The sequence below is a fragment of the Cytobacillus sp. QJM3NY_8 genome (assembly GCF_056173585.1).
Genome location: NZ_CM149681.1, coordinates 2,197,545 through 2,211,120, shown reverse-complemented (window position 1 = coordinate 2,211,120; position 13,576 = coordinate 2,197,545). Strand labels below are relative to the sequence as shown.

12 protein-coding genes are annotated in these 13,576 nt (G+C 41.1%); all 12 read right to left on the bottom strand.

Annotation, left to right across the window (positions count from 1 at the left end; genetic code table 11):
- Positions 1–3,885 (bottom strand): TIM-barrel domain-containing protein, encoded by a 3,885-nt coding sequence (locus AC0VZ9_RS11560; RefSeq protein ID WP_475397421.1) that lies wholly within the window; start codon positions 3,883–3,885, stop codon positions 1–3.
- 33 nt (positions 3,886–3,918) lie between these two features.
- On the bottom strand, positions 3,919–4,872 hold the full coding sequence (locus AC0VZ9_RS11555) for a 1-phosphofructokinase family hexose kinase (RefSeq protein WP_475397420.1): 954 nt from the start codon (positions 4,870–4,872) through the stop codon (positions 3,919–3,921).
- Entirely contained in the window at positions 4,859–5,689 is an 831-nt protein-coding gene (locus AC0VZ9_RS11550) for a tagatose bisphosphate family class II aldolase (protein WP_475397503.1), read from the bottom strand. Before AC0VZ9_RS11550 ends, AC0VZ9_RS11555 begins: the two co-directional genes overlap by 14 nt.
- A 29-nt stretch (positions 5,690–5,718) precedes the next feature.
- Complete coding sequence (nagA, locus tag AC0VZ9_RS11545; protein WP_217025190.1) at positions 5,719–6,873, bottom strand: N-acetylglucosamine-6-phosphate deacetylase; 1,155 nt, start codon at positions 6,871–6,873, stop codon at positions 5,719–5,721.
- A complete protein-coding gene (agaF, locus tag AC0VZ9_RS11540) occupies positions 6,873–7,295 on the bottom strand; it encodes a PTS galactosamine/N-acetylgalactosamine transporter subunit IIA (RefSeq protein ID WP_475397419.1) in 423 nt (140 codons plus the stop codon). Before agaF ends, nagA begins: the two co-directional genes overlap by 1 nt.
- A 22-nt stretch (positions 7,296–7,317) precedes the next feature.
- On the bottom strand, positions 7,318–8,193 hold the full coding sequence (locus tag AC0VZ9_RS11535) for a PTS system mannose/fructose/sorbose family transporter subunit IID (RefSeq protein ID WP_071156505.1): 876 nt from the start codon (positions 8,191–8,193) through the stop codon (positions 7,318–7,320).
- Positions 8,183–8,959, bottom strand: a complete 777-nt coding sequence (gene agaW, locus AC0VZ9_RS11530) for a PTS N-acetylgalactosamine transporter subunit IIC (RefSeq protein WP_192908521.1) — start codon at positions 8,957–8,959, stop codon at positions 8,183–8,185. Before agaW ends, AC0VZ9_RS11535 begins: the two co-directional genes overlap by 11 nt.
- Positions 8,960–8,979: 20 nt before the next feature.
- Complete coding sequence (gene agaV, locus AC0VZ9_RS11525; protein WP_251175459.1) at positions 8,980–9,453, bottom strand: PTS N-acetylgalactosamine transporter subunit IIB; 474 nt, start codon at positions 9,451–9,453, stop codon at positions 8,980–8,982.
- 20 nt (positions 9,454–9,473) lie between these two features.
- Positions 9,474–10,643 (bottom strand): SIS domain-containing protein, encoded by a 1,170-nt coding sequence (locus AC0VZ9_RS11520; RefSeq protein ID WP_019381998.1) that lies wholly within the window; start codon positions 10,641–10,643, stop codon positions 9,474–9,476.
- 36 nt (positions 10,644–10,679) lie between these two features.
- Positions 10,680–11,591 (bottom strand): ROK family protein, encoded by a 912-nt coding sequence (locus tag AC0VZ9_RS11515; RefSeq protein WP_475397418.1) that lies wholly within the window; start codon positions 11,589–11,591, stop codon positions 10,680–10,682.
- Positions 11,592–11,717: 126 nt separating this feature from the next.
- On the bottom strand, positions 11,718–12,449 hold the full coding sequence (locus AC0VZ9_RS11510) for a GntR family transcriptional regulator (protein ID WP_341002537.1): 732 nt from the start codon (positions 12,447–12,449) through the stop codon (positions 11,718–11,720).
- Between the two features lie 283 nt (positions 12,450–12,732).
- Positions 12,733–13,566, bottom strand: a complete 834-nt coding sequence (locus tag AC0VZ9_RS11505) for a carbohydrate ABC transporter permease (protein ID WP_009330497.1) — start codon at positions 13,564–13,566, stop codon at positions 12,733–12,735.
- Positions 13,567–13,576: the final 10 nt, after the last annotated feature.

Sequence of the window (13,576 nt, the reverse complement as noted above, 5' to 3'; positions counted from 1 at the left end):
TTATCCAGGCTCTTCTCCAGGCTTTAAAACCTGACCGATTTCATCGATGGTATCAAAGCTTGTATTCACAAGCAAGGATCTCGTAATCGGTATATCAAACCCTAAATCTTTCTTCGCTTTTAGCTTAATGACTGCCAGAGTTGATGTGCCTTCTAACGTTTCAAAAGAACCTTTGTTTGAAAAAGCAGCCATAATTCTTTGCTTCTCATTGCCTATTCCTGCAAGAATTGAATAATTCAGCATATTCGCGGTAGAAGCAGCAGAGTCGGCAATTCTCTCCCCACATTCAGATCCTTCTAAACACTCTTTTACAATTTCATACTTATTTGGATCAATTTCAAGTTCAAGATTGAAGGCATTAATATCCTTCATCCCTGCACCTATTACCTCTACTGCAAACTCTTCCCCTGCTTTTAATTGCTGCTTATCAGGACGAATGCTCAGCAGTCCTGCTGCAGGACGCTTAGTCGGCTGGAGCTGTGTCTCACCAAGCTGTCCTGCTACATACATTAAATCATAAGAATCAATCACGCCATTATAGTTAATATCAACTTTGGACACCTGATCCCAAGAAGTATCTGTGGTGTCCACACCCATATAACTGGCAAAGAAAAGCAGGTCCTCTTCGTCTATGGCACCATTAGGTATATTTTCACCGACTACCATTCCTTCAGTTTTATCCTTTTTGTAAGGCCTGAATTCCTGTGCAGATCCGAATTTTCCCACAGCATCCTTAATCGTTAATTTAATATACCGTGCAGTTACCTCTTCGTTGAATTGAATCGTTTTTGTCTCATTGCTCCTAATAAAAGTGCCATCGGTAATAACATTTTTGTATGTCTTCCCATCAAGGCTGACATCCAGGTCATACTTAAGAATTGTTCCGTTCCCTGCATCCGGCCTAGGCACATACTCTAGCTTATCTAATTGATAGGCAAGCTTCATATCAATCTCAAAGGTATGAGGAAGAACGTTTCCTGACCCCCAAGCTGTATGCCATTGTGTTTTTTCATCTCCGTCTACTGCTCTCGATGCTTCGCTCCCAGGCTGATTGCTTGAGGCATTGGCTGTCATATTCTTCGGAACGTTTCTGAATCGATCAAGCTTGGTTTTTACGGTTATTTCATCACTCCAGTCTGATGCACCCTTTGTATTAACTGCCCGGATACTATATCTGTATTCTGTGTCAAAGTTTAGATTATCGTGCTCGAAAAACGGCTTCTCATTTTCTTTTTCGAAATAAACATTTTTGTATATCATTCCATTAATTTTAAGGTCATAGGAAAGATTTTCACCTTCAACTTTATTCCAATTAAGTTTTATGCTTTTATCTGTAATATTTTCATCTGCGGCTCCGAGTCCGTAAGGCACATCAGGCACCTCTGTATCTTTTACTTCTTTCTCTTGCGTGTTGTTAAATCCATTTACCGTAAGCATCACTTGATTCTTGGTTATATCCGTTTTTGCAATCTTTACAAATAACTTCGGTGCAGTAGTTACCTTTGTTTTGGCGAACTCAGAGCCTTCCGTTGAATATTTATTAAGATTCGGACTTTCATTGTAGAAATAAACATTTTCAGAGCGGCTGTATTCTTCCTCTGTTAAAGCTTTTCGCAGTTTATTATTTTTGCCGCCAACCTTTACAGTTACAGATTCAGGCTGCTTTCGTGTATTAACGAGGAATTCGGTTCCTCTTTCCTTGACCATTCCTTTGTAGCCTTTTCCTTTTGCTTTATGAACGGTAATTTTTACTTTATCATTTGCTACGACAGATGAAATCCTGGTTTTTGTATTCTTCCCAGATTTGTAATCAGTTGTTTTACCGTCATCCTCGTAAAGAGTAAATTCAGATTTCCCTGCTGGATATATATCAAAAATTCGATTTTCAGATCCATCCAGCTCATTAATCGCATTGTTTTCAGGAGCCATTGGGATGATAGCTCCATTTTTCACGAAGACTGGTGTCTTCCACAATGGGGCGTCAAAATTATTTAAAACTGCTCCGCCCTGATACTGCTCACCTGTAAAGTAATCGATCCAAACCTGTTCAGAATCCGGTAAGTAGATTCCGTTTCTTACACCAGCTGCATGATCCTTTTCATTGTAGACAGGCGCTATCAGTAAATTTGGCCCCCACATATATTGGTACTGTGTATCAGTGCCATACGTAAATGGATCTTCTGGATACTCCAGCATCATTCCCCGGACAGAAGGCATAGAGGTAGAAGTGGATTCTTCTGCAATCGTATAAATGTATGGCATCATTTGCGCTTTTAGCTTCAGATACATGCGGTTTATAGAAGTATAAGGTTCGCCATAATTCCAAGGGTTTTTGGATTTGCTGTAATCGTTTCCGGATGACGCCCATCCATCCATATCAATTTGAATTGGCGAGAAAGCCTTCCATTGAAAATCTCTTGTCTGGATGACTGGATCTCCTCCAAAAATACCATCCATGTCCGAACCAACATTCGGATTGCCGGATAATCCCGCTCCAATGTATGTTGGGATATGCATGCGGATGTATTCCCACTCCCCTCCATACTGGTCACCTGACCAAAGAGTGGCATAACGCTGGGTGCCTGCCCATCCATCGAGACTAATCACAAACGGGCGTGCTCCGCCTGAGTTTTCCTGCTTTTCGATTCCTTCAGCAGCCTGGCGTGTTGCGTTAAGAGCCATGGAATAGCCCTGTCCTACCCATGCAACATCCGTTTTAACAGCTCTTACTCCCGCCTTCACTTCACCATCAAGATCCCTTCGCAATGGGCTATCCTCAGGCAGGCTCGGGTCTGGGTATAAATTGCTTTGTGTCCAGAGGCCTACTTCAACATCTTTCTCATTTGCTTCATCCGCAAATTTCTCCAAATTCTCTAATCCACCATAGCCGCATCCATAACCGTCATTCGGCAAAAACCAGCCGAGCGGCATATCCTTCTCCACATATTGATTTAATGTATCCAAGCCTTTGCCAAGGAGGGTTCTCTGGTCTTTATGACCGTTGTGAGTGCCATTAAAGCAATCTGCGTGCCCTAAATAAAACGCATATTCCGGCATTAATGCTGCTTCTCCAGTCAGCTCGGTATATTCGTTAATAATTTCCGGAATGGAGTCTTCAACAAAGTAATAAGCGTCAAATCTATTTTCCTCATGTGAAAAAGTTGCCGTTTTGGAAAAGTCATAGACACCCGGCTTAAACGTATTTCTCATCACTCCATATCCTTCAGTGCTCAAGTAGAACGGAACAGGGCTTGATGCTGCACCTGCATCCCATCCGCCTCCGATGGAGATATTTATTTTATTATTTTTGTGAGAGTAGTAGCCGTTTTGCTGTCCTCCACCGTAAAAGTATTCACCATCTTTTGTATTAAGTGTCTGAACTGCACTATTCGCTTCAAGAGAAAGCGGCTCCTTCTCACTCCAGATAACCTTGTTATTTTGTTTATTAATCAGGCTCATTTTGGAGTCCGTTTTGGAGATTTTTAGTTCCAATATTTTTGTATATATCCTATAAAAATCGGAATCTTCTTTTACCTTTACGTTTACGGTTCCATATTCTTTTTGATAGTTGTTTTTATCCTTATCCACAATTTTCGTCACATGGTCAGGCTTGTTTGGTGTTGGGTATTCAGGAAATTCACTGCTCGGATCCAGGTGAAGCCTGAAAACATTGTCTTTCAGAAAGCTTAATTTAATTCCTTTTCCAGAAGAGAAATCAAGATAAATATCACTGCCTTCTTTTTGTATCCTACTAACTTTGCCGATGGAAGAAGTATCTGGATTTTCTTCAGCATCAGCCGCACTGAGTGGAATAAGCGATATGACCAAAAGGAATGAAAGAAATATAGAGGCAAATCTTTTCTGTTTATTTCGCTTTCTTAACAATATCCGGCACCTCCGCGATCTTTTGAAAAATTTTTATAAACTGCCTGACCAAGTTGAGTTTATTGAAATTTGTTCAATCAATGTATTCAAGTTTTGGAGATTTATATATCCAGTCCTCTCTTCCATTGCGTTTGCTGAGCCGCAAGCAGAAGCCAGGATCAGAGTATCCTTTACTGAATATCCTTTTGAAAGTCCAGCGGCAAAACCTGCAATAAATGAATCTCCGGACCCCACAGGGCTAACTGCCCGAATTTCTGCAGTTGCCACTTTCATCCGTTCCCCTTTATAATGAACGAATGATCCCCTTTCACCGTCTGAAACAATTACAATCTCTATGCCGTTCTCAGCTATCTTCTCCATCGATATCCAGATTTCTGTTTCTTCCCGGCAGGGACGGCCAAGAAGCCCTTCAAGTTCCTCACGATTAGGTTTGATTAAATAAGGTCCATAAGACAGAGATTCGGCTAGTGCCTCCCCACTGGTATCCAGGAGAACTTTGACTCCATGATTTTTAGCCTCTTTTATCATCCATTGATAGAGGCTGTATGATACTCCAAGGGGCATTGAACCACTTACTATAAGGATTTGAGCTTCAGGTATTAAGATGCGCAAGCGCTGTTTTAACTCTTCCTGCTCCAAGACGGAAATGAAGGGCCCTTCCTCAAGAATTTCTGTCTGATTATTTCTGTTGTCAAGAAAGGCAAGACACTGCCTTGTTTCCCCTGCAATCTTCACAAATTCATCACGGACACCAAGGTTTACCAGCTCATTCCGGATAAAATCCCCGTTGCTCCCCCCTAAAAAACCGGTTGCCGTCACACTTTCTCCAAGAATGCTCAACACCCTTGTAACGTTCAGTCCTTTTCCTCCTGCAGTTTTAAGGGGACTTTTCGTACGTGTGCTTCTTCCAATCTTAAGGTATTCCAGGCGGTAGACAGTATCTATAGCGGGGTTAAGGGTAACGGTTAGTATGCTAGGCTTTATCATTGCTGCCACACATAAGAATTTTTTCCTCGACTACCTTCTTCATCGCGTCTTTGCCTGGAGTCATATAATTTCGGGGATCATTTGCGTCCGGGTTCTCGATAAAGTATTGTTTGACCGCATTAGAAAATGGGATTTTTAGGTCTGTTGCAATATTTACCTTGCAAATACCGAGTTCTATTGTTCTCTTCACCATTGTATCCGGGATATCGGAAGCCCCATGAAGGACGAGAGGAATAGAAACCATGGAGCGGATCTCATCCAGCCTATCAAAATCAATTTTAGGCTCACCCTTGTATAATCCATGTGCAGTTCCAATAGCAACTGCCAAAGAGTCAATCCCGGTTAACTCCACAAATTTTCCAGCCTGCTCCGGATTGGTATACTTCGCGTCCTTTTCATCCACAACGAGGTCGTCTTCTACTCCCCCTAGACGGCCTAATTCAGCCTCAACAGAGACCCCATATTCATGGGCATAATCGACAACTTCCTTTACAATCTTGACATTTTCTTCAAAAGGATGATGGGAGGCATCGATCATCACAGACTTAAAACCAAATTCAATATATTTCTTGATTTCTTCAAAACTCTCAAAATGGTCAAGGTGGAGAGCGATCGGAATCTCATATCTTTTTGCTGCAGCATTTCCAATTGACACCAAATAGTCACCGCCTGAATAAGAAATGGTACCTGGTGTGGAAGCCAGTATGACAGGTGAGTTCAATTCTGCTGCAGTATCCACCACCACTTGGAATGTTTCAAGGTTGTGGATATTAAAGGCAGGAATCGCATATTCTTCTTGCTGGGCTTTTCTGAACATATCAATGGTGTTTACAATGTTATTTTTACTCAATTTATTTTCTCCTCCATAAAAGCAACTTTTCCATTAACAAAGGTGGCTATTACATTGAATGCATCGTCAATAACAGCTGCATTTAACTTTTTTCCAATTTCAATGGTGCCGATTTCATGATCAACACCCAGCAATTTAGCTTGATTTATAGTAGCCATCGGCAAAATGGATTCAAGCGGCAGCCCTAGAACCTCCTTTGTGTTTCTTAAGCAGCTCATTAAATTTGCAGTACTGCCTGCCAGGGATCCAGTCTCCATTGTTCTGGCTATTCCGTCTTTTACTCTGACAGTTAGGCTTCCAAGCTTATACTTCCCATCCGGTAAATCCGCTGCGGCCATACTGTCGCTAATTAATAGAATCTGGTCTGCTCCTTTTGCTTTGTGAAGCAGTTGAATACCTGCTGGATGCACGTGTTCCAAATCAGCTATCAACTCGCAAAAAATATGTTCATTTGTCAGGAAAGCTCCCAGACATCCCGGATCACGATGGGTGAATCCACGCATTCCGTTAAACGTATGAACTGAAATACTAGCCCCGCTATCTATTGCCAGATTGGCAGTTTCATAGTCTGCATTGGTATGTCCCAGTGAGACAAGAATTCCCAGACTTTTCAGATAGGGAATAACCTTTAAAGCCATCTCCTTTTCCGGTGCCAGCGCTAGAATTTTAATCGTATTTTGGGATGCTTTAATTAACTCATCAATTTCTTCCATTGATATTTCTCGCATGTAATTCACAGGATGCGCGCCTCTGTGCTCAGAGGCTAAATAAGGTCCTTCAACATACGAACCGAGGATTTCTGCTCCAGCTGTCTTTCCTATTTGTCTGCCAATCTCGCTAACGGCAGCCTTTATTTTCTCAAAATCATGCGTAAGAGTTGTAGGCAAAAAGGACGTCACCCCATGCCTTGCAAGTGATATAGAAATCTCCTGCAAAGCTTCCGGCGCTGCATCCATCGTGTCATTCCCTGAAATGCCATGGATATGAATATCAATAAGACCAGGGATAACGGAAAATCCCGAGAAATCATGTATCTGGCAGTCTGGTTCCTCTTCCGTAATATCCGTTATGAATCCATTCTTATAAATCACAAATCCTGAATGTATTCTGCTGTTAGGGCCATAGATTTTATCTGCACAAATAGCCTCCATTAAATGCCTGCTCCATCTCTCTTGAGGCGATCAGATTTCTGGAAACATTTTATCGCTTCTTTTCCTGAAGTGATGGCTATTTCTTTTAGTTCGTCTATGGAGACATTGTCTTTGATAATGGCGGTTTCCATAACCATTGCCAGATTTGCTCCGCCAATAACAGCAGTATCCTGTTTGTCGTTTGTTAGAGAAACAGCCGTTTTAAAGGGCGAACCTCCCACAAGGTCGCACAGAACGAGTACCCCATTGCAGCACTTTAAGTTTGCCAATGCTGCTTTCATCTTTACTTCAAGATCTAATGTAGATTCTGATTCTAAGAAATCAACATACTCTATACGTGGCTGTTCCCCTGCAATCAACTTCACTGAAGAGTGAAGACCTGCAGCAAAGGAACCATGCCCTGAAACAATTAAACCGTTCATTATTTTTCCTCCTCACTCCCGTTTAAAGAATGGTGCCGAATGGGAATGGTATCTTACCAATAATGCCAATAACAACTGTAATCAGAATTAAAATAACAGGGGACAAGCCTCTTTTTAGCAAGTAATACATTAATAAGGTATAGCCTAACGGCAGCATGTTTGGCATGATCTTATCCAGCAAATCTTCCTGCAGGGCAATTTCAGCTTTGCCTGCATGAATGACCAGATTTGCCTTTAACTGCACAAATGAGGCAATAAGCCCGCCTACCACTGTCAAGCCAACGATAGAGGCAGCATGAGACACTTTCTTGGTGTTTTCTTTTAATGAGCTGATGGCATTGGTTCCAGCATTATAGCCATATCGCATAAGACCGAAGCGCAGTCCAAAATGGACGACATTGAATATAATAAGGAACACAAGTGCACCTATTGGATTGCCATCTGCTCCGAGCGAAGCACCTATACCAACACAAATAGGCAGAAGTGTTAACCAAAACAAGGCATCCCCGATACCACCCAGGGGACCCATCATGGCAACCCGGATAGCACGTATGGTATTCCGGTTTTGTTTTCTCTCCTCCATTGCGAGGACAATTCCCATAATGATGTTTACTAGAAAAGGATGGGTATTAAAGAATTCCATATGGCTTTTCATTGATTCACTAAGGTCATGCTTATTTTTGTGAACCTTCTTTAGTCCTGGAAGAATAGAGTATAGCCAGCCTGCTGCCTGCATTCTTTCATAGTTGAAAGATGCCTGAAGCAATAGTGAGCGCCAGACCATTTTGTTGAGGTCTTTTTTTGTAATTAACTGTTCGGCTGAAGAATCTTCATAAAACTCAGGATTGTTTGCCTGAACAGAAATTTCCGGTTCAATCGCTGCATTTTCAGATGCCACGGCCTCTCGCCCCCCTCATAGCAGCTCCCTGGCCGCCAGATGTTTTATAAAAGTCATACATAGCAATTGCCAGACCGATTAGCGCGACAGCAATAATCGGCATTTGTAAATAAGTAACAAGGATGAATCCAACTATAAAATAGGCAATATACTGTTTCTTAAGCATAATTTTTAAAAGCATGGCAAACCCAATGGCTGCCATCATACCGCCAGCTGTACCGAGACCTGCAATGATCCAGGCAGGAAGTGATTCGACTACACTCTTGGCTGCATCAGCTCCAAAGTAGATTGGAAGGAATGCAACCACAAAATAGAAAACGAATAGTGTTGCTATTCCAAGGTAATTAATCCTGTCGATGCCTTTTGTATTTGCTTCTTCGGCATATTTGTCAGCTTTATGCATGACAGGTGAAAAGGCCGTAAACATTAATGTGATACAAGCCTGGACTGCAACGGCAAATGGAACGGCAACTCCTATTGCAACCTGAGGCTCCTGCCCAGTTAAAATCGCAAATGCTGTACCAATTATTCCGCCGATTACAACGTTTGGAGGCTGAGCTCCTGCAAGCGGTACCATTCCTGCCCATACTAATTCAATTGCAGCCCCGGTCATCACACCAGTAGGCAAATCGCCTAGAATTAACCCAACAATGACTCCAGTTACAATAGGGCGGTGAATGTGTAACAAACCGTTAAACAAATCGATGCCGGCAATACCTGCCCAAATGGCAATCAACAATGCCTGAAGCAATATTTCCTGATCCATCCTTCACACCATCCTTTCCCTTAAAGGAATTTATAAATGTCATCCGGCCTTTCATCAGGAACACGGCGCACTTCGAGTTTCACACCATGTTCTTTTAGTTTGCGGAATGCTTCTTTGTCAGCATCATCAATAGAAACGGTCGAGTAAATTTGTGTCTTCCCTTCAGAATAGTGCATATTTCCAATATTCACTTTGTCGATCGGAACACCTCCTTCAACCAGCCTCAGGACATCCTGAGGAGTTTTAGAAACTAAGAAGATATTTTGATCTTCAGATGCTTTATGAATAATGTCTGCAGTTGTCTGGATCGAGAAAAAACGGACACCGATTGCTTCAGGGACTACCATTTCCATTAAGTCTTGCTGTACTTCATCTTCAGCAACCTCATCATTGGCTACAACAATGAGGTTAGCCCCAAGGTGATTAACCCAGGTAACACCTACCTGACCATGGACAAGCCGGTTATCAATTCGTGTCAATAAAATGTTTGGCACTTTGTATTCCCCCTCTTTTTTTAAAAGTTATATATGTTAACTCCTTTAACAACCCTATTAACTATTCCGGTTGGGCTTGGATTATCAGGTGTCACACCCAGGTGGATGGAGTTAAACAACGCAAATAACTGTCCGATAATTAAGTAATTCAATGCAATCAAGTGGTCTTCCAGGTGAATATTCTCCTGTTCCGGAATAATAAAAGCGCAGTCACATAATTCATCAATTCCTTCATCAATGGTGTTTGCAATTGCTACCACTGTTTTACTGCCTCCATCATTCTTTAACTCTTGCAATAAATCAATCTCGTATTTTCTGGTATAAGGATCATTGGAAATAAAAACGAAAATCAGGGTTTCGTCATCAACCAGTGACTTCGGGCCATGTCTAAACCCAAGAACCGATTCGTGGAATGTTGGTATCTTCCCGGAAGTAAGCTCCAAATGCTTTAAGCTCGCCTCCTGGGACAAGCCTTTTAAAGTTGACGAACCAAGATACACAACTCTTTTCTTATTGAGGCTGACAATACTTTTTAACGTTTCATATTTCGTGGTTAAAATGCTCTCAGCGTTTTTGGAAACAGCTTCTGCTTTTTTCTTTAACACTTCGAATCGATTTAACTGGAAAGTAAGGAGAGCAGAAAGGTACATACAGCTGAATGAGCTTGTCATCGCAAACCCCTTGTCATTTGCTTTTTTCGGCATTAAAAGGAGCAAAGAATTTTCGTCTTTTCCAGCCTCCTTTGCAAGCTGTCCATCTGGATTGCATGTGATGATTATTTGGCTAACATTGTTGATCAGCTTTTTAGCCAAACTGTAAGTAGCAACTGATTCAGGGCTATTTCCACTTCTGGCAAATGATACTAAAACGGTGGGAACCTCTGGCTTCAAATAATTCAGCGGGTTTGTAACAATATCCGTAGTCGAAATTGAGTCAATTTGATAAGGGAGTTCTTTTCTTAAATGAGGTGTTAAAGTATCCCCAACATATGCCGATGTACCTGCTCCAGTAAAAATAATCCGTGCCTGTTTGGCAATCAGCTTTCGACTGATAAAATCCTTAATGACAGCTTTTTGTTTTTCGATAATACTAACTGTCTGAAGCCAGAGTTCCGGCTGTTGAAGAATTTCTTTTACAGTGTGCTGCGCGCCTTTTAGTTCTTCTTCGTGTAAATTTTTTACTGAACCCATAGGAATTCACTCCATTCTTGATATCTATTAACTTTCTTATAAAGGGCTGTTTCCCATCCTTTTTACCGAAGTTCGATACAGACATCCAAATAATCCGGCATCCGCTTTTAACTTGCTTAAATGCACCCTTTTTTCAATCCCCTCCTGGAGCGGGTTTTGCACTATATTTTTAAGTTCCTGTTTTATAAGATCAAGAAATTCAGGCTGGTTAATAATAACCCCTCCACCAACCACGACCAAATGTGGATCGACTATGGTAAATAGCTGATGTAATCCTCTTGCAATACACCTTGCAGCTCTATGAATCATCTCAGAGGCCTGAAGGTCTTCACGATGATATAGATCCATCACTTCAGCAACGGTGAATCCCGGGTTAAATATTTTATTTGCTTTTACTCCAATGGCCGTTCCTGAAGCAAGATTCTCTAAGCTTATGAGTTCATCCCCATTCTCCAATAGGGTGAGTCCGATCTCTCCAGCAATTCCTGCTCCTCGCAAAAACTTACCTTCAGATAGCAGACATGAGGAAATACCCGTACTAATCGTTACATAGGCAAAAGTCTCCTTTGCCATTTTCCATTCAGTCCATTCACCATAAGCAGCCATATACACATCGTTATCCATCACTATTTCTGCATAAGGAAAAAATATCTTGAGCTTTTCTCTAAGGGGAAAATTCCTCCATGGCAAATTATTTTGATAAACAGCAAGCCCATTAACTGAATCCACTTTTCCTGGAATCCCCAATCCAATGAAGCTGATTTCTTCCGGTTTTAGTTTTTCGGCTTCCATTATTTGAAAAAACAAGGCAAGTATACGTTCAAATAGCGCATTTGCATCAAGTGATATACTGCCAGCCTGTACTCGTTGTTTTAATGTCTTTTCATTATCAGGAACAAAGGCAGCTGCGATCTTTGTACCGCCGATGTCAGCTACTAATGCTGTCATATTTCTACTCCCTTCTGAATGCTTTCAACAATTGCATCACAACCCGTCTATAGGTAGATGGGTTGTTGGTACAAGTTAATGGGAAATTTAACTCATAGCCTTGACACTATGAGTCATTAATACTTATTAGGTCAGTTCAGTATAGAAACGGCAGCGGTCACCGCGGACAATAGATCGGCAAAACTCTACAGGCCTACCTTCTTTATCAAATGCTGTCCTTTCTAATAGTAATGCAGGAAGACCTTCCTTGGTTTGAAGAAACTTGCTCTCATCTCCCCGGATTAGAACTGGCTCAAAAGCTTCTTTTGCTCGCGTAACGACAACATTAAATTGCTGATCGAGCAAATCATATAGTGATATCGAACCAACTTCATTTAACTTGGTCATATCAGGTACCGTCTCTTTTGTAAAAAAAGATGATTCCAGAATAAAGGGTTCGTCATTCGCACATCTCAAGCGTTTTAATTCAATGACATTGCTGTCATTTTTCATTTGCAGCCCTTCTTTAATTTTGGCACCAGGCTTGACTTCCCGAATATCTATAATAATGTCTTTAGGATTCATTCCATGTTCTTTAAGGACTTTGCTAAAACTATAAAAACCCATTAATGGCTGCTGAAACTTGGGCTTTGAAACAAAAGTGCCTTTGCCTTGGATTCTATACAGAACCCCATCCTGAACAAGCTCTTCGATCGCTTTTTTTACCGTATTCCTGCTTACCCCATACTCTACCATTAATTGATTTTCAGAAGGAACTTTGTCTCCAGTATTCCAATTACCATTGTCTACCGAATCCTTTAATATCTCTTTAAGCTGATGGTAAAGCGGGATAATACTATCGTGCTGCAATTGTTTCATTGAATCCATTTCCTCCAGTTCGTGCTTTAGCAATATTAATTATTTGAAAATTTAATTAAATTATACCATTTCAAGTTACCGTGTCAACCCAACAACTCGTTTTATATGGTATCAATTAATGGGCATTTTCGATAAAAGTCTGAAATTAGCCCATAATCTATTACCCGCCTCCAATAAACACTCTTCGAAGATGGATTGTTGGGTTAAGTGGATTCAAATAAAACTTATAGAAAACCAAAAGAGGAGTTTTTTGAATCTGAAAAAATATAAAATAATTTTCTTTTTATTTTCCTCCCGTAACAGCAATCCCTTCAATAAACTGCTTCTGCAGGAAGATAAACAAGATTAGCATTGGCAAGATGGCTAAGAATGATCCAGCCATTAGAATTGGGTAATTAGTCAAAAATTGACCCTGAAGTGAGGATAATCCCACTGATAGAGTCATAGACTCAGGAGAACTATTGACAATCATCGGCCACATCAATTCATTCCAGCTCCAGAGTGTTGTAAAGATCCCAAGAGCGATTAAACCCGGCTTTGCAAGCGGGAGCATCACCTTCCAATAAATTTGGAAATGATTACAGCCATCTAGTCTGGCTGCTTCCTCCAATTCTTTTGGCAGTCCCATAAAAAACTGCCTCAATAGAAACGTGCCAAACGCGCTGAATAAACCCGGTACAATGACGGCCTGAAGGGAATTGAGCCAGCCTAATTTCACCATTATCATATATTGCGGCAATAGAAAAACTTGCCCAGGCACCATTAAAACAGTAAGCGCTAACAAAAATAGAATGTTCCTTCCCGGAAATTCAATTCTGGCGAATGCATATGCAGCTAATGAACATAAGAACAATTGGCCAGCTGTTCGAAGAACTGTAATAATTACGGTATTGTACATAAATTTGAAAAAGGGCAGGAGTCCAAATACCTCTTTATAATTTCCCCATTGAAAATCTTCGGGAATCAAAACCGGGGGGACTTGAATCGACTCAGCATATGTCTTTAACGAGGTAAGGATCATCCATAGGAAGGGCAGAACCATTGCTGCAGCCCCAATAATCAGGATGAAATGGAAAAGGAATGTTTTACTTGTAATAAGCTTAATTGCTCTGTCCATCAACACCACT

Bases quoted from the DNA above. Each gene is read 5' to 3' on its own strand.
- AC0VZ9_RS11555 (WP_475397420.1), bottom strand. From the start codon at position 4,872: ATGATAAAGCCTAGCATACTAACCGTTACCCTTAACCCCGCTATAGAT.
- AC0VZ9_RS11550 (WP_475397503.1), bottom strand. From the start codon at position 5,689: ATGTTCAGAAAAGCCCAGCAAGAAGAATATGCGATTCCTGCCTTTAAT.
- nagA (WP_217025190.1), bottom strand. From the start codon at position 6,873: ATGGAGGCTATTTGTGCAGATAAAATCTATGGCCCTAACAGCAGAATA.
- agaF (WP_475397419.1), bottom strand. From the start codon at position 7,295: ATGAACGGTTTAATTGTTTCAGGGCATGGTTCCTTTGCTGCAGGTCTT.
- agaW (WP_192908521.1), bottom strand. From the start codon at position 8,959: ATGGATCAGGAAATATTGCTTCAGGCATTGTTGATTGCCATTTGGGCA.
- AC0VZ9_RS11520 (WP_019381998.1), bottom strand. From the start codon at position 10,643: ATGGGTTCAGTAAAAAATTTACACGAAGAAGAACTAAAAGGCGCGCAG.
- AC0VZ9_RS11515 (WP_475397418.1), bottom strand. From the start codon at position 11,591: ATGACAGCATTAGTAGCTGACATCGGCGGTACAAAGATCGCAGCTGCC.
- AC0VZ9_RS11510 (WP_341002537.1), bottom strand. From the start codon at position 12,449: ATGAAACAATTGCAGCACGATAGTATTATCCCGCTTTACCATCAGCTT.
- AC0VZ9_RS11505 (WP_009330497.1), bottom strand. From the start codon at position 13,566: ATGGACAGAGCAATTAAGCTTATTACAAGTAAAACATTCCTTTTCCAT.